This window comes from Brevibacillus sp. GCM10020057 (assembly GCF_042683565.1).
GTDB lineage: Bacteria > Bacillota > Bacilli > Brevibacillales > Brevibacillaceae > Brevibacillus.
Genome location: NZ_JBHUJW010000043.1, coordinates 359,645 through 380,214, shown reverse-complemented (window position 1 = coordinate 380,214; position 20,570 = coordinate 359,645). Strand labels below are relative to the sequence as shown.

The window sequence follows — 20,570 nt, the reverse complement described above, 5'->3', positions numbered from 1 at the left end:
GGTTTTTCCTGCTGTTTCCTAGTTTCCAAACAGTTCTGCGCCCGTGCGGTCTGCACGTGCCAGCATCGCCTTCACTTCGCTGACGAGGTCTTCCAGCCGAACTTGGACAGCCGCTCCTGTCTTGCGCACGCGCACTTCTACCGTGCCTTCTTCGGCAGCCTTGTCGGACACGGTAATACGCAGCGGCAACCCGATCAGGTCCGCATCCTTGAACTTCACGCCTGCACGTTCAGGGCGATCGTCAAACAGCACTTCCACGCCCGCTTTGCGCAGCTTCTCGGCGATCTGTTCGCTAATCTGACGCTGTTCTTCTACTTTAACATTGACCGGAATGACGTGCACGTGGAAAGGAGCAACCGCGACCGGCCAAATGATGCCATTCTCATCGTTGTTTTGTTCGATGATCGCTGCGATTGTACGGGATACCCCGATACCGTAGCAGCCCATGATCATCGGTTGGCTTCTTCCGTTTTCGTCGAGGAAGGTCGCGCCCATCGCCGTCGAATACTTGGTGCCCAGTTTGAACACGTGCCCTACTTCCACGCCGCGGGCGAACTTGATTCGACCGCCTGTGCGCGGGCAGACATCCTCTTCCGTAATGTTGCGCAGATCGGCATAGCGGGAAACGGTGTAGTCGCGGCCGGCTACCACGTGCTGCAGATGGTAGTCCGCTTCGTTAGCTCCCACGACACCGTCGAACACGTCCTGGACGTTGTTGTCCGCGATGATCTCCACTTTCTCGCTGTCGATGCCGACCGGTCCTACGAATCCTGCAGGAGCGCCTGTGACAGACAAAATATCCGCCTCTGTCGCAAGGCCCACGAACGTCGCGTCGTACAAGTTTTTCAGCTTCACTTCGTTCAGTTCGTGATCGCCGCGCACCAGTGCCATGACGAGCTTGTCATCGACGCGGTAGATCAGGCTTTTCACGATTTGCTTCGCTTCGATTTGCAGCGCTTTTGTCAATTGCTCGATCGTTTTGACACCTGGTGTGTGAATCTTCTCGCGGGCAGGCGCTTCCGTCTCCGGCTTCGGAGCTGGCTGGTAGACAACTTCCGCCTTTTCCAGGTTCGCTGCATAATCGCCTTCTTCGGAGTAGGCAATGGTGTCTTCGCCGATGTCGCACAGCGCCATAAATTCATAGGTGCCTTTTCCGCCGATGGCTCCGGCATCCGCTTCTACTGCGCGGAAGTTCAGCCCGACGCGGGTAAAGATGTTGGTGTAGGCGTTGTACATCGCCTGGAAGTTGCGGTCCAGACCTTCTTGCGTCGTGTCAAAGGAATACGCATCTTTCATGATGAACTCGCGGCAGCGGATCAGACCGAAGCGCGGGCGGACTTCATCGCGGAATTTCGTCTGAATCTGGTACAGGTTGATCGGCAGCTTTTTATACGAGTTGATCTCATCGCGCACCAGGCTGGTGACGACCTCCTCGTGGGTCGGTCCCAACGCGAAGGAGCGGTCGTGGCGGTCGCGCAGACGAACCAGCTCCGGGCCGTACACATCCCAGCGCCCTGTCTGATGCCACAGCTCTGCCGGCTGCATCGCTGGCATCAAGAGCTCCTGGGCGCCAGCGTTGTTCATTTCTTCACGCACGATGGCCTGGATTTTGTGGAGTGTGCGAAGAGCCAGCGGCAGGTACGTGTAAATACCGGATGCCAGCTGGCGGGCCATACCGGCGCGGAGCAGCAGCTTGTGGCTGGCAATCTCTGCATCGGCAGGCACTTCCCGCAGGGTAGGAATCAACATTTGGCTTTGCTTCAACACGTGCGTGTCCTCCTTATGCCTCTAAGCCCGCATTAACCTACATGCGCAGCTTTGCGTTCATTGACGATTTCGTTAATTTCTTTCATCAATTCTTCAAACAGCTCGGTTTCCTTCACTTTCCGCACAATTTCTCCATTGCGGAAAATCAGGCCTTCTCCGTTGCCGCCCGCTACGCCGACATCGGCCTCGCGCGCCTCGCCCGGCCCGTTAACAGCACAGCCCATAACGGCGACTTTCAACGGCACTTTCAAGGTAGAAATCGCATCCTCAACTTTTGTCGCCAGCCCGATCAGGTCAATCGCGCAGCGGCCGCAGGATGGGCACGCGATGACGACAGGGTCGTTGTTGACGATGTCCAGGCTACGCAAAATTTGTTTGGCAACCTTGATTTCTTCCACTGGATCAGCCGTAAGCGACACACGGATTGTATCGCCGATGCCCATGGACAGAACCGTGCCGATCCCGACAGCGGACTTGATGCTGCCCGAGAATTGCGTACCCGCTTCGGTCACGCCGACGTGCAGCGGATAGTTGCGCTTTTGCGCCATCAGCGAGTACGTCTGGATCATCGTCGGTACATCCGAAGATTTCAGCGAGATCACGATGTTGTCGTAGTTGAGCTCCTCCAGAATGTACACGTGGTCCATGGCGCTTTCCACGATTGCCTCCGGAGACGGATAGCCGTATTTGTCCAAAAGCCGCTTTTCGACAGAACCGGAATTGACCCCGATGCGGATCGGGACATTGCGCTCTCTGCAAGCTTCGACCACTCGTTTCGTCTTCTCCTTGGAGCCGATATTCCCCGGGTTGATCCGGATTTTGTCGATGCCGCTCTCCAGAGCAATCAGGGCGAGCTTGTGATCGAAGTGAATGTCAGCGACCAGCGGCAGCGGCGAACGCTCCTTGATCTGTTTGATCGCACGCGCGGCGTCCTCGTTGATGACCGCCAGCCGAACAATCTGGCAGCCTGCATCGTGCAACCGCTGGATCTGGGCCAATGTCATTTCAACATCACGCGTGTCAGCGGTCGTCATCGACTGAATGACGACGCTCTTCTGGCCTCCGATTTGTACGCCTCCGACAAATACCGGTTTCGTCTCCTCGCGCTTGTACATTTTGCACCATCCTTCATTTTGTCTGTAATCTTTCTAATCTGTTGGTACGTTATTGAAAGAAAAACCGTTGCAGGTCATTCCACGTCACGACCAGTATCAAAAGCATCAGGAAGGCAAATCCAAGGAAGTGAACCATCCCTTCCTTGTGCGGGTCAACTGGACGTCCGCGAAGAGCCTCCACCGCCAGGAATGCCAGTCTGCCGCCATCGAGCGCGGGCAGCGGGAGCAAATTGAACAGCCCCAGGTTGATGCTTAGCACTGCCGCCCACTTTATGAGAATCGCCATCCCTTGCTGGGCGAACTCCCCCGTCATCTTGAAAATCCCCACCGGTCCGCTCAGATCGTTGATCCCGACCGAGCCGGTAAAGAGCATCCCCAGGCTTTTCAGGATCATCATGGTGAACTCGTAGGTAGACGCAGCGCCGTACTTCAAGGCTTCTCCCGGGGCATACGACAGCGAATTGGTCACCATGATCTTGCCGACGTTGTTTTCGTCTGCCCCGACCTTCACCTGCACTTTATGGCGTTGTCCGGCACGCTCGTACTCAAACGTCAATTCCTTGCCAGGAGACTGGCTGACGATCTCGACAATTTCCTTCCACGTATCGACAGGCTTGCCCTGGATCGCGATGATCTTGTCACCCGTCTGAAGCCCGGCCTGTGCAGCTGGACCACCTGCCCTCACGTCTCCGAGATACGGACTGTCTTTGGGCACGCCGTAGATAAATCCGATCGATACGAACAGCAGAAAGGCCAAAATAAAGTTGGCAGCAGGACCCGCGAAAATCGCCCAGAACCGCTGCGACACCTTTTTGCCCTTGAACTGCCTGTTCAGCGGTGCAATCTGTACTTCTTGTCCATCTTTTACCAACTGAGCCTGCGGATGAACGGAAAACGTGCGCTGCTCGCCTCCGATTTCAAGCGTCAGGTTCAGCGCTTGCTCCAGATCAAAATGAGTTACCGTACCGGAAATAGCTCGTGGCGAGCCGCTGTTTGGCCCATCCAAAAGGATATGTGTCACCTTTCCCACCGCATCCCGTTCCACACTAACTTCCATGTGCGGCCTCAGCATATCCATCTCCGGGTCTTCCCCCGCCATACGGACGAGTCCCCCGATCGGCAACAGGCGAAGCGTGTATTCCGTTTCTCCCCGCTTCACGCGAAAAATTTTGGGCCCCATGCCAAGTGCAAATTCGCGGCAAAGTATTCCCGCTTTTTTCGCCAGCAGGAAGTGTCCCAGTTCATGCACGAATACGAGTACCCCAAACACGACCACAATCGCGAGAATCGATTCAACGGAATCCAAATTGGGAAAAGGCAAGTGAACAGCCACCTTTCATTCGGTATCTAAAGCCCGACCGTATACATCTCCTGCGCATGCGAGCGGGCCCATTGATCGGCCTCAAAAATATCCGCAAGCGACGGGTTGCCTACACCTTGGTGAGCTTCGCATGTCTTTCTGACGATCGTTTCAATCTCGAGAAAACGGATGGCCCCTTGTAAAAACGCAGCGACGGCTACCTCATTGGCTGCGTTCAGGACTGCAGGATGAGTGCCGCCTGCTTTTCCGCACTCGTATGCCAATTGTAACAGAGGATAGCGTTCAAAATCCATGGCAGCAAAGTGAAGCGTGCCCAGCTTTACGAGATCAAGCGGTGCCGTATCCAGCTCCATCCTGCCCGGATAGCTGAGGGCGTACTGGATCGGAACGCGCATGTCCGGCGTACCCAGCTGCGCCATGACGGCCCTGTCCCTGTATTCTACCATGGAGTGAATGATGCTTTCATAGTGAAGCACGCAATCGATTCGCTCATACGGCAAATCAAACAGCCAGTGTGCCTCGATCACCTCAAACCCTTTGTTCATCATGGTAGCGGAGTCGATGGTGATCTTTGCCCCCATGCTCCAGTTCGGATGGGCCAGTGCCTGCTCGACGGACACATCCGCAAGTTCTTCCCTGCCCATATGGCGAAATGCCCCTCCGGAAGCGGTCAGAATGAGACGGGAAACATCTTCGCTGCGCTCGCCCTGCAGACATTGGAAAACGGCAGAATGCTCGCTGTCTACGGGAATGATCGGCACTCCTTTTTCCCGGGCCGCCTTCATGACGACAGGGCCTGCGCTCACCAGCGTCTCCTTGTTGGCCAGCCCGATCGTCTTGCCCGCTTCGATCGCAGCGAGCGTGGGCTCCACCCCTACGCTGCCGACGATGGCCGTCATGACGAAGTCTGCCTGCTCATGACGCGCGACCTGCGCCAGTCCGTCCGCTCCGTAGACGATCTGCGGCTTTGCCCTGCCTCCCAGTCGCTCTTGCAGGGCAGAGGCAGTCTGCGCGTGCGCGACAGAGACTAGCTCGGGTCGGAACTTGATCACCTGCTCTGCCAGCAAGTCCACATTCGTGCCTGCAGCCATCGCGACAACGGCGAAGTCCTCGGGATGCTGGGCGACTACATCCAGCGTACTCGTTCCGATCGAGCCCGTGGACCCCAAGAGTGCTATTTGCTTCACTGATTTCACCCTCTATTATTCTTTATGCGCCAGCTCTTAGACGATTCCTAGCAGATGCAATACCGGAAAAACAAGCAGAAAACTGTCGAACCGGTCCAACACTCCTCCGTGCCCGGGAATCAGTTGTCCGGAATCTTTCACGCCGAAGTGACGCTTTAGGCCGGATTCCACCAAATCTCCCAGTTGGCCGATCAATCCGGCAACCACTGCAAGGATCAGCGCTTGTCCCACACTCAGGCTGCCCAGCCACGCATTCACAGCCAGCACGACCACAATCGAAGCAAACAGTCCTCCCAAAGAGCCCTCGATCGTTTTGTTCGGGCTGATCTGTGGCCACAGCTTGTGCCTGCCAATGGCCTTGCCGACGAAATAAGCACCGGAATCCGTCGACCAGATGCCGAGAATGACCAGTACCGTCAGCATCAATCCGTCCGGCAGATTGCGGGTAGCAGCCATATACGTAAAACCGAAGCCTATGTATAACGCCCCCACAATTGTCAGGGCGATGTGTTCAATATGAAACTGATTTTTCCGCAAAACGGAGTAAATCAATAAAAGCAAAAGGACCGCCAGCATCAGATCCGGCGTACGGATGGCAAGCAAGCTGGCGAAAGACAGCGACGGCCAAAGAATGCCCGCCAGCAATACGTACCCGAGCAATCCCGCCACGCTCCACGGCTTCAGACCCGCCATCCTCATAAATTCAAAATGGCCAATGACGGCCAGTAAAAACACCAAAAGTGAGTACCAGGCTCCCCCAGCGTAAATCAAAAACAGAAAAGCCGCCCCACCAATCAGACCCGTTATTATTCGTTGCTTCAACAGATTCCACCTCTCGGCTATACCGCCCCGTAACGACGAGCTCGGCCTTGGTACTCCACAATCGCTTGATAAAAGTGTTCACGGGTAAAATCTGGCCAAAGCACATCCGTAAACCACATTTCGGTGTACGCCAATTGCCATAGCATGAAGTTGCTCAAACGAATCTCTCCACTAGTGCGAATCAAGAGGTCAGGGTCGGGAATTTCGCTTGTATACAGGTAACGGGATATGACTTCTTCATCCAATTGTTTCGGGTCGAGTGTCCCCGCTTTCACTTGCTCAGCAATCATCGCAAACGCCTTGACGAGTTCGTCGCGTCCTCCGTAGTTGAGCGCAAAGTTGAGCTGCAACCCGTGATTGTCGCGCGTTTTTTCTTCCGCTTCCCGCAAGGCTTTCAAGGTGTGGGAAGGCAATTCGCCCTTGCTTCCCAACATGCGAATTCTCACATTTCGTTCAATTAATTCATCCAATTCTGTCGACAAGAACTCCTGCGGAAGCTTCATGAGAAAATCCACTTCATCCCGAGGGCGCTTCCAGTTTTCGGTAGAAAAGGCGTACATCGTCATGTACCGCACGCCCATTTCGTCAGCGGCCTTTACAACTTCCTTCACCGTTTTCATGCCTGCTCGATGCCCGGCGACCCGGGGTAAATTGCGCTGGTTGGCCCATCTTCCGTTTCCGTCCATGATGATCGCCACATGCTGCGGAATCTTGCCGGATGAGTCGAATTCCTCCTGGACGTTTTGCTTTTCCTTGCGGGTCCATTTGCGCGCCAGATGTTCTAACATAAAGTGTTCCCCCGTAATGAGAGATATAGACGTACATCCCCCTCAAAATGAGGGGGATTCCCTTGCATTACACTTCCAGGATGTCCTTCTCTTTATCCTTCACGATTTTGTCGACTTCAGCAATAAACTTGTCTGTTGTCTTTTGAACCGTCTCCTGATGGCGACGGGATTCGTCTTCGGAGATTGTCGCTGCTTTTTCCAGCTTCTTGATCTCGTCGTTGGCATCGCGGCGAATGTTGCGAATCGCGACTTTTGCTTCTTCGCCGCTTTTGCCTGCCAGTTTCACCAACTCTTTGCGGCGCTCTTCGGTGAGCGGCGGGATGACCAAACGGATGATCACGCCGTCGTTGCTCGGAGTGATACCCAGATCGGATTGTTGCAGAGCGCGGTCAATTTCTTTCAGAGCCGTTTTATCCCATGGCTGAATGGTCAACATGCGCGGTTCAGGAACGCTGATGTTTGCCAATTGGCTGATCGGCGTCGGTGTGCCGTAGTAATCAACCATGACGCGGTCCAGCATTGCAGGGTTTGCCCGACCAGCGCGCAAAGTGGACAAGTCTCTTTTCAGGTTTGCAATCGCTTTGCTCATGCGATCTTCCATGTCTTTGATCACGTTTTGTGCCATTCGTTATTCCCCCTTTACAAGAGTACCGATCTTATCGCCCATCACTGCCCGGCGAATATTGCCTTCTTCGGAAATGTTAAAGACGATCAGTGGAATATTGTTATCCATGCACAGGCTTGATGCTGTGGAGTCCATGACGCCAAGTCCCTTGTTCAGGACTTCGAGGAACGTCAGGCGGTCGTATTTTTCCGCAGTCGGGTCCAGGCTCGGGTCTGCAGAGTACACGCCGTCTACTTTGTTCTTCGCCATCAGGATCACTTCAGCTTCAATTTCGGCTGCGCGCAAAGCTGCCGTTGTATCCGTAGAGAAATAAGGGTTGCCCGTGCCTGCAGCAAAGATGACGACACGCATTTTTTCCAAATGGCGTATCGCACGTCGGCGTATGTATGGTTCCGCCACCTGTCTCATCTCGATGGATGTTTGTACGCGTGTCGGAACGTTTACCTGCTCCAGCCCATCCTGCAAGGCGAGTGAGTTCATGATCGTGGCCAGCATGCCCATGTAATCGGCGGTCGCCCGATCCATTCCTTTGGAACTGCCGGAAAGTCCGCGCCAGATATTACCTCCTCCGACGACTACTGCGACTTGTACTCCCAATTCTACGATTTCCTTGATCTGGTTAGCGATGGAAAAGATGACTTTCGGGTCGATTCCGTACCCAAGGTCTCCCGCCAATGCTTCCCCACTCAACTTTAACACAACCCGTTTATAGGCAGGAAGTGGCATGTGAAAACGGCCTCCATTCATGAATCATTCTCTATGCGTTGTCGGCTTTCCTCCCGATTGGGAAACTTGGGCGATCCACAAGCTCCCTCCCGGCGCCTCCGTTGCATGTGCGGCATGCCGCACATGGCTGTTTACGTGCAGGAGAGTTTCACATGTAGTGAAACTCTCGCTTTGAAAATAGGGAACACGGAGGTGTTCCCTATATCCTGATTATTGTTTATTCACTTGCGCCATTACTTCAGCTGCAAAGTCTTCTTGCTTTTTCTCGATGCCTTCGCCCACTTGGAAACGAGCGAATTCTTTCAAGGTAGCGCCTGCTTCTTTCAGCAGAGCAGATACTTTTTTGTCTGGGTCTTTGACGAACGGCTGTTCAACCAGCACGTACTCTTCAAAGAATTTACCCAGGCGGCCTTCCACCATTTTTTCTACGATGTTTGCCGGTTTGCCTTCAGCCAGCGCTTGGTTTTTCAGAACTTCGCGCTCGCGGTCGATTTCGCTTTGGGATACTTCTTCACGGTTTGCAAAGCGCGGATTCGCTGCTGCAGCGTGCATGCCAAGGTCTTTGGCCAGCGCTTCGTTTTGTGTGCCTTCCAGCGTCACCAGAACGCCGATGCGGCCGCCCATGTGCAGGTAAGCACCGAAAACGCCGTTGTCGGATTTCTCGGAAACGAAGAAACGACGCAGGGTGATGTTTTCGCCGATGGTGGCAATTTTTTCGTTGATGACATGTCCCAGAGTCTCGCCAGCGCCTTTGAAAGGTTGCTCCAGCGCTTCTTCTACAGTTGCAGGACGTTGGGAAACAACGTGTTCAGCGATGTCTTTCACAAGCGTTTGGAACTCAGGGTTTTTCGCAACGAAGTCGGTTTCGCAGTTCACTTCAACAACAGCAGCTACGTTTCCAGCGATTGCAGTAGCAGTCAGACCTTCTGCTGCGATACGGCCGGATTTTTTCGCTGCTTTTGCGATTCCGCGTTCGCGCAGCAGGTCAATCGCTTTTTCCATGTCGCCGCCAGTTTCTTCCAGCGCGCGTTTGCAATCCATCATACCTGCGCCTGTACGTTCACGCAGTTCTTTCACGGTTTGTGCACTAATTGCCATTGAGTAAACCTCCTTGGAAAGTTACGTTCTTTACGTATACGGTGTGAAACCATGATGTTCAGTTCCGCCAATGCGGGACAGGAAATCCTGTCCGTATAAAAAAGGATGGACGGGGTTCTGACACCCTCAGTCCACCCTCTTAACACTTGCTTACGCAGTTGTTGTGGCTTGCTCTTCGCCTTGGTTGCCTTCTTGCAGGGCATCTGCCATTTTTGCAGTCAGCAGTTTTACGGCGCGAATAGCGTCGTCGTTACCAGGGATCACGTAGTCGATCTCGTCTGGATCGCAGTTAGTATCTACGATTGCGACGATTGGGATACCCAGTTTGCGAGCTTCTGCAACAGCGATGCGCTCTTTGCGTGGGTCGATAACGAACAGAGCGTCCGGCAGTTGGTCCATGTGAGCGATACCGCCGAGGAATTTCTCCAGGCGTTCCATTTCTTTGCGAAGAACGATTACTTCTTTCTTCGGCAATACTTCAAACGTGCCATCTTCTTCCATGCGTTTCAGCTCAGCGAGGCGAGCGGTACGTTTTTTGATGGTCGTGAAGTTCGTCAGGGTACCACCCAACCAGCGTTGGTTGATGTAGTAGTGACCTGTACGTTCAGCTTCTTCTTTTACGGATTCTTGTGCTTGTTTCTTCGTACCAACGAAGAGCACTTTGCCGCCGTTTTGAGCGAGTTCACGTACGAAGTTGTACGCTTCCTCTACTTTTTTCACGGTTTTTTGCAGGTCGATAATGTAGATTCCGTTACGTTCGGTGAAGATATAGCGAGCCATTTTCGGGTTCCAACGACGAGTTTGGTGACCGAAGTGAACACCAGCCTCGAGCAGTTGTTTCATCGAAATTACTGCCATATTTCACACCTCCTTAAAAGTGGTTTTTTTGATGCCTACCTCCGCCGCACCGCATGTCCCAAGCAAGACTGCCACAGGCAGCACCGTTGCCGGGATTGGTGGGCGTGCGATTTCAACACCGTTAATGAATATATCATATGGCACTTTCAATTGCAACAAACACATTCCATTATTTTCGCAAAAAAATCCGCCTCATTGCTGGGGCGGAGTCGTGATGAGCTTGACGATGTCTGCGACGCTCGCAGGCGTAGTAATCTGGTAGGTTCCCACGCGAATCCGGTTCAGTTTGCCCTGACTGCGCAGCTCCTCGACAAGCTTGTTGTCAGCCGGAAGAATCCCTTCGGCTGCCAACTGCTTTGCTACCCCCTCCGCCGTTGCTTTGTAGGGAATGGAAAACGTCACCTGCCGCTTAGGCTGGGCGGGTTCGACTGGCGGGGTGGCAGGCTGCTTTACCTGAACAGGCGAGGCTGCATCCACTGGCTGCTGAACGGTGGGCGTAAGCACTTCTCCCTGCTGCTGGACCGCAGGCTGAGTCGCGCCAGCCTGCTTTTGCTCTGCAGGAGCGGTCGGTGCTGTCGGCTGTGCGGCGGACGGGCTTTGAGGCTGCCCGGTATTGCCCGTCTGCGGTGCGGCAGGTGCTTTCGGGGCATTCGGCGCTGGCTTTACATTTACTTTTTTCTCCTGCTGCCACTGGTCGTACTCGTCCTTGCTCAACACAACCATCTGCAGCTCCTCTGCCGCTTGCTTGATTTGTTCCGAGGTAAGAGCAGCCGCAGCAGCCGGCGCTTGCTGCCCCTGATGCCAGCCCGCAATCCCGGCTGCTACGATCAGACCGGCTCCAAACCCGAATAGCAGCTCTCGTCTACGCATCGGCCATCCCTCTTTCTTTCTTCCTTGCCAAGGAAAAGATCAGATCGATCTCGCCTCTGCCAGCCCCCAGTCGCTTCGCAATCTCCTCCGCGCTCAAGCCTTCCCTCTGCAGTTCAAAGACCCTGCGATACCTTTCCCGCAAAGCCAGCATGTCCACATCCTGCGGTTCTTGCCCGCCGGGAGCTGCAATAGCCCCATCTGCCAAGGGCGTCTCTCGTCCTCTTCTGTCACTCGCCTCCAGCTGCTCGACTCGCTCACGCAGGCTGCGGAGTTCCTGGTGCAGCTCTGCGGACTGCTCCTGCAACTGTGCTTGCAGCCAGTTTTTCTCCTGCCTGATCTGGTTGCCGAGCTGCTGCAGCTTCTTGTCTGTTTCCGCCTTATCTGCGGTGCGGTAGGTCAGTAACAAGGAATCGGGGTCACCAGTCGGCTTCCCTTTCATGATGAGGGCTGCTGCCATACTGACAACTCCGACTCCGATCAAGATGAGATATACTACGTCCATGTTTGCCACCTTTGCTTCTGGCTTGTACTGCGTAGATCCTGCCTACAAGGAAAGATCAATGAACCTGCCGCGAAACGGGTCCTTCATCTCGACCGGCACACTTTTCTTCCCTTCTTCGGCGTGCTCCCCAGCGGGGGTAGCGGCCTGCGCTTCCCGCTTCTCTCTGCCATGCTTCTGTTCCCGCTCGCGGAGTTTGTTTTTGTCCGTCTGCTCGATATCCATCGGACGCTGCCGCATCTGCTGATCGTGGAGAGTGCGCTCATCCATCAGCGATAGCTGCTCATGGACGCTGCGATGCTGTTGCTGATCCTGGATGCGGCTCACTTCGAGCGTGCGGGGCAATGCGACCTGCAATTCCACGTTTTTGAGGCTCATCTGTCCTCATCTCCTCTGTACGAGCTGAAGCCCGTCCTCTCCATCAAATGAGTGCCGTTGTGCTGATCTCGCCATCGAGCACGATAAAACGTGTTCTTGCGTGTTCGTGCTTGATAAAGTGAACGAGCTTGCCAAACGTCATCTTGATCCCCGGATACATGATCTGGTACGCATCAATAGTTGCTGGCACTTCGCCTTTCAATTCGGCTTCCACTTCTTTTTTGCGCGCCTCCAGTGTCTTGCACTCTTTTTCCAGCACGAGCCTTGTGTTCGTCAGCTTAATCTGCAGCATGCGCTTATCTGGCGGCAACTCGCCGCTGGTCTGAACAATCTGGTTGATCACGTTCAGGCCTTGGTCCGTTTTGCGCAAATTTTCGTAAACCAGTTGCAGTTCTTTCTGGATTTGCCCGAGCTCCTGGCGCAGTTCCGGCTTGACGCCTACTTCCAGCACGGTCGGCGTGGCGCTCGTATTCCCGAAAACGCGCGCGGTAATCTTTTCTCCCGCCTGCAAGACGCCTCCGATAATAATTCCTTTGGGACCCATGCAGCTGATCTGTTTGCCTGCCCGGACCGTTGAGAACATGATGCTCTGGGAGACAATCACCTGGTTGCCTGCCGTCACATTGCCATTTTGAATAAAGGAAGTCCGAATGTCTTGCCCGGCTACGATTGAGCCTTTGTCTTGCGCGACGATGCCGCTCTTGATCTCAATGGAGCCCCCTGCGTGCAGTTCTGCCCCCTCGACACTGCCCAAAACACGAATGTCGCCAGAAGCGCTTACCCGAAAACCATTTAACACGTTGCCGCGAATGACCACCGTTCCCACGAAATCGATGTTGCCAACGCCAAAGTCCACATCCCCGTTCACTTCAAAGACGGGAAAGACATTGAGCTTGTCGTTGTCCGTGAACGAAACCTGCCCATCTATGGCTGCGTAAATCATGGTTCTTTCCTGATTCTGCACCACGTTTTTCCCTGGCTTCAAGTTCCGGTCTTTACCGGCTTTGGGCGCGATGGTCTCTCCGGTAACTGCTGTGCCTGGCTCTCCTTGGCTTGCGGGAATTTTGCGCGCCAGCAATTGCCCCTTGACCACATTCGGAATCGTCGTCAAATTGTAGTAATCGACCCGGCCGTCGTCCAACTCTTTCGGGCCGCTTTCCCCTTCGACCTTTTCCAGATACGGGTATTCAAATGCAGCGTCCGCACCCTGGACAGGAGCCACGCCGCGAGCAATGGTAATCCTTGTGTTCACATACTTTCGCGGAACCGCGCAAATATCCCGCACCACATGGTTCAGAATGCCAAAAGTAACCTTCTGCGAATGAAGCTGCTTGTAAATGTCGTCTTCCGAAATCAGAAGGTTTTCGAGATCCTCTTCCTCTACGTGAAGGAGGAGCCATGCTTCCAGCTTGTCCGGTGATGTGATAATCTCCAGCCGATACTTCTCGGTCTCTTCCATGCCTTCTAACCCCCTTCAACTGTCTATATTAATTGCGACTTCCATCGTGACAACGCAGAACGAAGTCGGAACAGGGCCTTGGAATGAAGCTGGGAGATTCGTGAAGGCGAGAGGCTCATAATCTCTGCGATCTCAGACAGCGTCATCTCTTCAAAGTAGAACAGGGAGACGACGTTCCTTTCTTTTTCAGGGAGCTTGTCGATAACCGTGACGAGCACTTCTTTCAGACTGGAGCGTTCAGCGACGTTCTCCGGACGAGGTGTCAGCTCGTCAACGATGTACGAATGCCGCGCGGTCTTTTGTTCCTCTTCCTCGCCGACGGCTTCGTCAATAGAAACCATGGACGCCAGAGACGTCTCAAAAAACACTTGCTGCAGTTCCTTTTCCGTTATCCCCAAATAGTCCGCTACCTCGTGATCGGTGGGCATTCGCAGCATTTGCTGTTCCAAGGTTGTATACGCTTCTTCGATTTTTTTGGCCTTGTCGCGAACCGTACGGGGAATCCAGTCGTTTTCTCGCAAACCGTCAATCATGGCACCGCGAATGCGCCACATGGCGTATGTCTCGAATTGCAATCCGCGTGTGTGATCGAACTTGGCCAAAGCATCCAGCAGCCCGAAACGGCCGTAGCTGATCAAATCGTCCTTGTCTACGTTTGCTGGCAAGTTGATGGCCAAGCGGTTGGCTACTTTGTCCACGAGCGGCAAAAATCGTGTAATCAGATCGACCTCTGCCTCACGACTGCCCTCCATTTTCCACATGACCCATTTATCGAATTCTTTTGCTTTCTCCTGTATGGTTAGCCGTGCCACGAATTACTCACCAGCCTTTACTCATCTGTTAAGCGCCTGACGACCTCTGCCACAGTGGTAGGATCTTCGATTGGGCGAATTTTCTCGAACTGGGAAAGCGAGAAGGGAGAAAATCCTTCTTCATCCTCCCGCTCTTGCCGCTTCTCGCTCCCATTCGTGGAAGGAGCTTCGCCAGTACCCGCTCCAGCTTCTCCTTCTCCTGCGGAAGGAAGCGCGGGAGTCTGCGTCACCTTGGCAAGCACCCAGCGGACCGGAAAAGCAGCGAGGAAAAACACGAGAAATGCGATGCCCGCCCTCTCCAAGGCGACGAGCCAGACATTGCCCGTCAAGGCCACCAACAGTGTGACGACAAAGGCCACAAGTCCTACGCCAGCATGAATCCAAATGGTTCCCATCATCCCTATACTTCCTTCACACCTTGATTTACTGTCCGGATTTGCAGAATTCCGCTTGTGGCATCCATCTCTATTGTCCGACCGCAGTTACCCCCTGTATCTTCTGCCACGATCTTGATCTGCGCTTCCTTCAAAGCGATCTTGCACGCCTCCACATTTCTCGGGCCAATCCGCATCGAATCGTTGTTGCCGAGAAAAGCAAACATTTGTGCCCCCCCAGCCAGTTTCGCCACCATATGCCGCGCAGAAGCTCCCGCACGCTCCATCTGATTGATCAGAACAGGAATTGCCGTATCCGCATACTTCGCTACTGTCAGCTCTCCATTTTTCGCCAGCGATGAATCTGGCAGCATAATATGCGCCATTCCGGCAATTTTGTGGATACTGTCGTAGAGCACTACACCCACGCACGAACCCAGGCCAGTAGTACGCAGTCGGCTCGGCGACTTCGCCACACCGAGATCGGCCATACCTATCTTAATAATCTCCATCGAAAGGAACTCCTAGTGAACGAAATAGAATTGGGAGGGAGTCAGGATCGGGAATCAAGAAGAAGTTCCCTTTTACCAGTTCGTTTCCCTCAAAGAAAGCAGTGTCAATCGTCAGCGCAACGTCCCCTGCCTGGCCGAGAGCAATCAACCCGTAGCTAAGGATTGCCCCTGCCATGTCCACAGCAAGAGCGGGGACGGACGGCTGCATGTTCAGCTTCGTAAAATCCGCCAGGGAGGAAAGATACGATCCCGTCAAAATGTTGCCGATCTCATGCAAGGCTGATATCTCGAACTCGCCCCACTCGAACACGTCCTTCTCAATACCCGTGATCTGCTGAAGCAAATGCTTTGCAGAATCCATGTCCAGTATAAAAAACATATTGCCGGGACTGTCGCCCTCGACGCGGAGGAAAACCGTCACGACGACGGTTTCGGCTCCCCCCACGCAGTCTGCCACTTGGTCAAAAGGAATGACGCTGACCTGCGGCACTTTCATATCGATTTCTTTGCTCAAGAGCTTAGAGAGGGCGGTCGCTGCATGCCCCGCACCGATGTTTCCGATTTCACGCAGAACGTCAAACTGGAAATCTCCAAACTTCGTAAAATAGCCCATGGATTTTACCCCTCAATTGCGTCGAGTTGCTTGATTTCTTCCGTGCTCAACACTTTGTCGAGGTTCAGCAGAATCAAGAGACGCTTGTCGAGCTTGGCGACACCGCGCAGGTAAGCCGCTTCGACTCCGCCTACTACCTCTGGCGGCGGCTCGATGGCATCCACCGGAATATCGATTACATCATTGGCAGCGTCGACGATCAAACCGACTTCCAGTTCTCCCACCGCCACGATAATGATGCGGGTCGACTCGGAGTAGACACAATCTTCCAGTTCAAAGCGATTGCGCAAATCGATGATCGGCGTCACGACCCCGCGCAGGTTGATTACCCCTTTTACGAACTTTGGCGTACGCGGCACGCGGGTGATATGCTCCAGTTTTTCAATCGATTTCACCTGGTTGACTTCTACCCCGTACTCTTCATCTTTCAGCCGAAAGACAATCACTTTCACTTCGCTTACGATTTCCTTGTGCTCGAGCATGTGGATGCCCCTCCTTTTCACGTGTAAGCATGCAAAAGCGTGTGCACTTCTCCATGCAGGAACCGGTATCGCTGCATCAGCGTCCGCAGCTTTACTTGATCAGCGCATTGCAATCGATAATGAGCGCTACTTGTCCGTCTCCCAAGATCGTTGCACCAGAGATGGCGAAAACATTGACCAGATACTTGCCCAAGGATTTCAGGACGATTTCCTGTTGTCCGATAAAGGAGTCCACGACAAGACCGGCCATTTTCTCCCCTTTGCGCACGATAATGACAGCGACTTCGTCTTCCTCTTGCACCTGGCTTGTTCTCGGTACATGGAAGATGTCCTGCAAGTATACCAGCGGAACCACTCTTCCCCGGAAATCGATCACTTTCTGACGGTGGGCCATCATGATCTGATCCTTTTTGAAAACGGCCGTCTCGATGATGGAGCTGAGCGGCACCGCATACTTCTCATTCTGAACCTGCACAAGCATGGCAGAGATGATCGAAAGCGTAAGCGGCAGCTGGATCAGGAAGGTCGTCCCTTGTCCCCGAACGGACTCGACGGTCACGTTGCCGCCAAGAGACTCGATCTTGGACTTGACGACATCCAGTCCCACGCCCCGTCCGGAAATATCGGAGATGACCTCTGCGGTACTGAAGCCAGCCGCAAAGAGAAGCTCATGAATCTGCTTGTCCGTCATGCTGTCCGCGTTTGCAGGGTTGACGATACCTCGCTCGATCCCTTTTTTCAGCACACGCTCCTTGTTGATCCCCGCGCCATCGTCCTTGACCTCGATGAATACGTGGTTGCCGCTGTGAAACGCGCGCAGCACGATGGTGCCTTCTTCCGGCTTGCCTGCTTTCTTGCGGTCCGCCGGCGATTCGATCCCGTGATCCAGCGAGTTGCGCAGCAAGTGGTTGAGGGGATCTCCGATTTCGTCAATCACGGTGCGATCCAGCTCAGTTTCGGCACCGATGATTTCCAAATTGACTTTTTTGTTCAATTCTTTTTGCAAATCACGAATCATGCGCGGGAATCGGTTGAATACCTGCTCGACCGGCACCATCCGCATGTTCAGGATGATGTTTTGCAAATCTCCGCTGATGCGGCTCATATGCTCGACAGTCTCTTGCAACTCGCTTTTGCCAATCTCTCTCGCCAGTTGTTCCAGACGTCCCCGGTCAATGACAAGCTCGCTGAACAGATTCATGAGAATGTCCAGACGATCGATGTCTACACGAATGGTCTTGCCTCCTGCCGCCGGTTTGCGGGCAGGCGTTGGCTGCTGTTCCTGCGCTTTTTTGGCCTCCGCTGCTTCCGCCTTCTCAACCGCTGCCACAGGCGCCGGCAACTGGGCTTCTTTCAGCTGGAGCGGCGCGATTTTGACATCCTCGATTTCAGAAATATTCAAAATGCCGCTGCGGATCTTGTCTTCAGGCTGCATGGTAACGTACGCAAGCTCAAAGGAAGTCTCGAATCGCTCGCTTTCGATATCTTCGACAGAAGGCTTCGTCTTGATGATTTCCCCCTGCGATTCCAGCAGATCAAACACCATGTATGCGCGGGCCGCTTTCAGCAGGCAATTCTCTTTCAAGGTCACCTTGATCCACATGAGGTTGTTGCCGAGCTCTTTGGACTGTTTCAAAACCATGATCGCGAAATCGTCCAGTTCCTGTTCCACGCCTGATGCCTGCTGTTCGGTTGCCGCTTCTTCCTCTTTCTCTTCCGCGACCGCCGTTGCTGCCACTTCCGACTCCGCCGTGAAATCGCCCGCTACGATCGCCCGCAGCTTTTTCACAGGCCCGGATACATCTGCAGAACCCTCTCCGCCTTCGGTAATGTCAATGACCATGCTCTCGATCAAATCGACGCTTTGGAAAATGACGTCCATGATGTCGCTGGTGATCTTCAGCTTATGGTTGCGGATGAGGTCCAGCACGTTTTCCGCTTCGTGTGTCAAGCTCGCCATGTCCTCGAAGCCCATGGTCGCGGACATCCCCTTCAGGGTGTGAGCGGAGCGGAAAATTTCCTTCACATGCGTGATGTTGTCCGGATCATTTTCCAACAGAAGCAGATTATCGTTGATCGCTTGCAAATGTTCTTTCGCTTCTTCTATGAACATGTCCAAATACTGATTCATTTCCATCGGTGATCCACCTCCCAAAAATCAGTGCACGAGCTTGCACAACAGCTCGGGAATTTTTTCGACGGGGGCGATATTGTCTGCCAGGCCCGCTTGAACGGCTGCACGGGGCATCCCGTAAACGACGCAGGTCGACTCATCCTCGACAATGCTCGTAACATGACCTTGCTCTTTCATTAATTTTAGACCTTTTGTCCCGTCATTCCCCATTCCTGTCATGATAATTGCCCATTTGTCTACATTTGACAATCGACTGACTGATTCAAACAGTACGTCGACAGAGGGGCGATGACCGCCGCGCGGCTCCTCCTGTTGCAGATGGGCCTGCAAACGTCCGTTCACCTGCCGGACTTCAAAATGATAACCTCCCGGCGCGATGTAGGCTGTTCCCGGCTCCAGTATTTCACCGTCCTCCACCTCTGTCACGCGAATGTGGGACAGTGTGTTCAAGCGTTGAGCCAGCGATCTTGTAAAGCCGGCGGGCATGTGCTGAACCACTGCGATGGGAGCGGGAAAGTCGGCTGGCAGGGCTGTCAAAACGACCTGCAGCGCTTTTGGTCCACCTGTCGAAGTACCCAGTGCGACCAATCCCGGCTTTCCGTTTGCAAGCACTCGCTTCGGCTGACTCAAACCGGATAAAGATCTTTTTGCGGCCAACGATTCCGGAACAGGAGCTGCCGGCTGTGGAGACGCAAGCGGTGTGTGAGGCGCTGTTGACGAACCGGATGTACCATGCGCCTTTGGAGCGGCCGGTGTACCAGGTGCTGCTGCCTTCGGGTCAAACGGCTTGTTTGCCCTTGGCGTATGCAACCCCCTTCTCATCCGCCCTTTTGCCAGAGCAGCTGCCTTTACCCGCTCGATCAGACGATCCCCAACTTTATGTATGTCCAGTGATATTGGCCCCGACGGCTTGGTGACGAAGTCGAACGCCCCCGCTTCAAGCGCTTCGATCGTCGCGTCTGCTCCCTCCCTGGTCAAGCTGCTCAGCATCACGATCGGCAGGGGATGGTCGCTCATCAGTACCTTCAAGGCATCCAGGCCGTTCATGACGGGCATTTCGATGTCCAGTGTGAGAACATCCGGATTCAGTTGTTTGCATTTTTCAATACACTCGAGTCCATTTCTTGCCCGGTCAATGACTTCTATATCAGGGTCCGTAGTCAAAATGTCGGAAATAACTCTTCTCATGAATGCAGAATCATCGGTTACGAGAACTCGAATTTTACTCAATGCAATGTCGCTCCCTTCCTACCCCATGTTGCCTTATCGAATGAAGTGTTTCAGCCTAGCGAGGAATCCTTTCAGACCATTCGCAGGGAGCTTCGCTGCTGCGGAACTCTCCAAATACCGCCCCACCAAATCCCGAATGCTCCGAGAAGCTTTCGATTGCGGATAGGCAAGTAAAAAAGGACGTTGCTGCTTGACTGCCTTGGACACATGAACGTCGTCCAGGACGTAGCCGAGCGGGTGGATCTCCATGTTCAGAAAGCGCTTGGCAACCATCGTCAGCTTGTCTGCCGTCATTCTCCCTTCCCGTTCCGAGGTAACGCGGTTGATTACGAGGCGAATTTTGACGACAGGACTGCGGGAGTGCAGCATCTTGATGACTGCGTAGGCATCTGTGATCGCCGGCGGCTCCGGGGTCGTGACGACGATCACCTCGTCCGAGGAGAGCATGAAGTGCAGCGATTCTTTGGACAAACCTGCTCCCGTATCAAAAATAATCGTATCGGCGTAACCCTGCAGAGGGTTCAGCCGGTTAAACAGCAGCTCCAGCTTGCCATCATCCAGCTGCATGATTTGGGTAAAGCCCGATCCTCCAGCAATAAACTCCAGCTGACCCGGCCCTTTTTCCAGGATGCCCCAGATCGTCTCATCCGGCTCCAGCAGGTGAAACAAATGCTTCTTCGGAGTCAGACCCATCAGGACGTCCAGATTGGCCAGTCCCAAATCGACATCAAACAGAACTGCCTTATGCCCTCTCTCGATCAGTCCAAGGCCGAAGTTCAGGCTGAAATTCGATTTTCCTACCCCGCCTTTTCCGCTCGTCACAGTAACCAGCTTCGTTTGGCGCTCCTGTGTGCTCTGTTGGATTCGTTGTCGAAGTTGTTCTGCCTGGTCACGCATTTG

The 20,570-nt window shown here is 53.9% G+C and carries 22 protein-coding genes; all 22 read right to left on the bottom strand.

From position 1 onward, the window contains the following. Positions 1 to 18 precede the first annotated feature (18 nt). The 22 genes from ACFSO0_RS15530 to ACFSO0_RS15425 all read right to left on the bottom strand — a co-directional run bounded on the left by ACFSO0_RS15530 (position 19) and on the right by ACFSO0_RS15425 (position 20,567). Complete coding sequence (locus ACFSO0_RS15530; RefSeq protein ID WP_376883211.1) at positions 19 to 1,764, bottom strand: proline--tRNA ligase; 1,746 nt, start codon at positions 1,762 to 1,764, stop codon at positions 19 to 21. Between the two features lie 35 nt (positions 1,765 to 1,799). Further along, positions 1,800 to 2,882, bottom strand: a complete 1,083-nt coding sequence (gene ispG / locus ACFSO0_RS15525; protein ID WP_376881733.1) for a flavodoxin-dependent (E)-4-hydroxy-3-methylbut-2-enyl-diphosphate synthase — start codon at positions 2,880 to 2,882, stop codon at positions 1,800 to 1,802. Positions 2,883 to 2,931: 49 nt separating this feature from the next. Then, complete coding sequence (rseP, locus tag ACFSO0_RS15520; RefSeq protein WP_376881731.1) at positions 2,932 to 4,203, bottom strand: RIP metalloprotease RseP; 1,272 nt, start codon at positions 4,201 to 4,203, stop codon at positions 2,932 to 2,934. 26 nt (positions 4,204 to 4,229) lie between these two features. Further along, on the bottom strand, positions 4,230 to 5,390 hold the full coding sequence (locus tag ACFSO0_RS15515) for a 1-deoxy-D-xylulose-5-phosphate reductoisomerase (RefSeq protein ID WP_376881729.1): 1,161 nt from the start codon (positions 5,388 to 5,390) through the stop codon (positions 4,230 to 4,232). Between the two features lie 36 nt (positions 5,391 to 5,426). Next, positions 5,427 to 6,212, bottom strand: a complete 786-nt coding sequence (locus tag ACFSO0_RS15510; protein WP_376881728.1) for a phosphatidate cytidylyltransferase — start codon at positions 6,210 to 6,212, stop codon at positions 5,427 to 5,429. Positions 6,213 to 6,229: 17 nt separating this feature from the next. Next, positions 6,230 to 7,000 (bottom strand): undecaprenyl pyrophosphate synthase, encoded by a 771-nt coding sequence (locus tag ACFSO0_RS15505; protein ID WP_376881727.1) that lies wholly within the window; start codon positions 6,998 to 7,000, stop codon positions 6,230 to 6,232. A gap of 67 nt (positions 7,001 to 7,067) precedes the next feature. Then, a complete protein-coding gene (gene frr / locus ACFSO0_RS15500) occupies positions 7,068 to 7,625 on the bottom strand; it encodes a ribosome recycling factor (protein ID WP_376881726.1) in 558 nt (185 codons plus the stop codon). A gap of 3 nt (positions 7,626 to 7,628) precedes the next feature. Beyond that, positions 7,629 to 8,351 carry a UMP kinase gene (gene pyrH / locus ACFSO0_RS15495; RefSeq protein WP_376881724.1) on the bottom strand — a complete coding sequence of 241 codons (723 nt, stop codon included), beginning with the start codon at positions 8,349 to 8,351 and terminating at the stop codon, positions 7,629 to 7,631. Positions 8,352 to 8,561: 210 nt separating this feature from the next. Next, a complete protein-coding gene (tsf, locus tag ACFSO0_RS15490; protein WP_376881722.1) occupies positions 8,562 to 9,449 on the bottom strand; it encodes a translation elongation factor Ts in 888 nt (295 codons plus the stop codon). A gap of 150 nt (positions 9,450 to 9,599) precedes the next feature. Next, entirely contained in the window at positions 9,600 to 10,307 is a 708-nt protein-coding gene (rpsB, locus tag ACFSO0_RS15485; RefSeq protein WP_376881720.1) for a 30S ribosomal protein S2, read from the bottom strand. A 192-nt stretch (positions 10,308 to 10,499) separates the two neighbouring features. Further along, a complete protein-coding gene (locus tag ACFSO0_RS15480; RefSeq protein WP_376881718.1) occupies positions 10,500 to 11,177 on the bottom strand; it encodes a DNA polymerase III subunit gamma/tau in 678 nt (225 codons plus the stop codon). Then, positions 11,170 to 11,679 carry a DUF6115 domain-containing protein gene (locus tag ACFSO0_RS15475; RefSeq protein WP_376881716.1) on the bottom strand — a complete coding sequence of 170 codons (510 nt, stop codon included), beginning with the start codon at positions 11,677 to 11,679 and terminating at the stop codon, positions 11,170 to 11,172. The genes ACFSO0_RS15480 and ACFSO0_RS15475 overlap by 8 nt, the downstream gene beginning before the upstream one ends. A gap of 42 nt (positions 11,680 to 11,721) precedes the next feature. After that, positions 11,722 to 12,054 carry a hypothetical protein gene (locus tag ACFSO0_RS15470; RefSeq protein WP_376881715.1) on the bottom strand — a complete coding sequence of 111 codons (333 nt, stop codon included), beginning with the start codon at positions 12,052 to 12,054 and terminating at the stop codon, positions 11,722 to 11,724. Positions 12,055 to 12,097: 43 nt separating this feature from the next. Beyond that, on the bottom strand, positions 12,098 to 13,513 hold the full coding sequence (locus tag ACFSO0_RS15465; RefSeq protein WP_376881713.1) for a flagellar assembly protein A: 1,416 nt from the start codon (positions 13,511 to 13,513) through the stop codon (positions 12,098 to 12,100). Between the two features lie 23 nt (positions 13,514 to 13,536). Next, complete coding sequence (locus tag ACFSO0_RS15460; RefSeq protein WP_376881711.1) at positions 13,537 to 14,325, bottom strand: FliA/WhiG family RNA polymerase sigma factor; 789 nt, start codon at positions 14,323 to 14,325, stop codon at positions 13,537 to 13,539. A gap of 17 nt (positions 14,326 to 14,342) precedes the next feature. Next, positions 14,343 to 14,723 (bottom strand): hypothetical protein, encoded by a 381-nt coding sequence (locus ACFSO0_RS15455; protein WP_376881709.1) that lies wholly within the window; start codon positions 14,721 to 14,723, stop codon positions 14,343 to 14,345. Positions 14,724 to 14,725: 2 nt separating this feature from the next. Then, the gene (locus ACFSO0_RS15450; RefSeq protein ID WP_376881708.1) at positions 14,726 to 15,211 is read right to left on the bottom strand and encodes a chemotaxis protein CheD; all 486 of its coding nucleotides are present in this window, start codon (positions 15,209 to 15,211) and stop codon (positions 14,726 to 14,728) included. Next, entirely contained in the window at positions 15,198 to 15,824 is a 627-nt protein-coding gene (locus ACFSO0_RS15445) for a chemotaxis protein CheC (protein WP_376881706.1), read from the bottom strand. The genes ACFSO0_RS15450 and ACFSO0_RS15445 overlap by 14 nt, the downstream gene beginning before the upstream one ends. 5 nt (positions 15,825 to 15,829) lie before the next feature. Next, positions 15,830 to 16,306 (bottom strand): chemotaxis protein CheW, encoded by a 477-nt coding sequence (locus ACFSO0_RS15440; protein WP_376881705.1) that lies wholly within the window; start codon positions 16,304 to 16,306, stop codon positions 15,830 to 15,832. Positions 16,307 to 16,397: 91 nt separating this feature from the next. After that, positions 16,398 to 18,443 carry a chemotaxis protein CheA gene (locus ACFSO0_RS15435; RefSeq protein ID WP_376881704.1) on the bottom strand — a complete coding sequence of 682 codons (2,046 nt, stop codon included), beginning with the start codon at positions 18,441 to 18,443 and terminating at the stop codon, positions 16,398 to 16,400. 21 nt (positions 18,444 to 18,464) lie between these two features. After that, positions 18,465 to 19,670 (bottom strand): protein-glutamate methylesterase/protein-glutamine glutaminase, encoded by a 1,206-nt coding sequence (locus ACFSO0_RS15430; RefSeq protein ID WP_376881703.1) that lies wholly within the window; start codon positions 19,668 to 19,670, stop codon positions 18,465 to 18,467. Between the two features lie 33 nt (positions 19,671 to 19,703). Next, on the bottom strand, positions 19,704 to 20,567 hold the full coding sequence (locus tag ACFSO0_RS15425; RefSeq protein ID WP_376881701.1) for a MinD/ParA family protein: 864 nt from the start codon (positions 20,565 to 20,567) through the stop codon (positions 19,704 to 19,706). Between the last annotated feature and the right edge of the window lie 3 nt (positions 20,568 to 20,570).

Coding starts and splice junctions, on each gene's coding strand:
- ACFSO0_RS15440 (WP_376881705.1), bottom strand. CDS start 16,306: ATGCTCGAGCACAAGGAAATCGTAAGCGAAGTGAAAGTGATTGTCTTT.
- tsf (WP_376881722.1), bottom strand. CDS start 9,449: ATGGCAATTAGTGCACAAACCGTGAAAGAACTGCGTGAACGTACAGGC.
- pyrH (WP_376881724.1), bottom strand. CDS start 8,351: ATGCCACTTCCTGCCTATAAACGGGTTGTGTTAAAGTTGAGTGGGGAA.
- ACFSO0_RS15470 (WP_376881715.1), bottom strand. CDS start 12,054: ATGAGCCTCAAAAACGTGGAATTGCAGGTCGCATTGCCCCGCACGCTC.
- ACFSO0_RS15445 (WP_376881706.1), bottom strand. CDS start 15,824: ATGGGCTATTTTACGAAGTTTGGAGATTTCCAGTTTGACGTTCTGCGT.
- ACFSO0_RS15475 (WP_376881716.1), bottom strand. CDS start 11,679: ATGGACGTAGTATATCTCATCTTGATCGGAGTCGGAGTTGTCAGTATG.
- ACFSO0_RS15425 (WP_376881701.1), bottom strand. CDS start 20,567: ATGCGTGACCAGGCAGAACAACTTCGACAACGAATCCAACAGAGCACA.
- frr (WP_376881726.1), bottom strand. CDS start 7,625: ATGGCACAAAACGTGATCAAAGACATGGAAGATCGCATGAGCAAAGCG.
- ACFSO0_RS15455 (WP_376881709.1), bottom strand. CDS start 14,723: ATGATGGGAACCATTTGGATTCATGCTGGCGTAGGACTTGTGGCCTTT.
- ACFSO0_RS15465 (WP_376881713.1), bottom strand. CDS start 13,513: ATGGAAGAGACCGAGAAGTATCGGCTGGAGATTATCACATCACCGGAC.
- ACFSO0_RS15450 (WP_376881708.1), bottom strand. CDS start 15,211: ATGGAGATTATTAAGATAGGTATGGCCGATCTCGGTGTGGCGAAGTCG.
- ACFSO0_RS15435 (WP_376881704.1), bottom strand. CDS start 18,443: ATGGAAATGAATCAGTATTTGGACATGTTCATAGAAGAAGCGAAAGAA.
- ispG (WP_376881733.1), bottom strand. CDS start 2,882: ATGTACAAGCGCGAGGAGACGAAACCGGTATTTGTCGGAGGCGTACAA.
- ACFSO0_RS15480 (WP_376881718.1), bottom strand. CDS start 11,177: ATGCGTAGACGAGAGCTGCTATTCGGGTTTGGAGCCGGTCTGATCGTA.
- rpsB (WP_376881720.1), bottom strand. CDS start 10,307: ATGGCAGTAATTTCGATGAAACAACTGCTCGAGGCTGGTGTTCACTTC.
- ACFSO0_RS15505 (WP_376881727.1), bottom strand. CDS start 7,000: ATGTTAGAACATCTGGCGCGCAAATGGACCCGCAAGGAAAAGCAAAAC.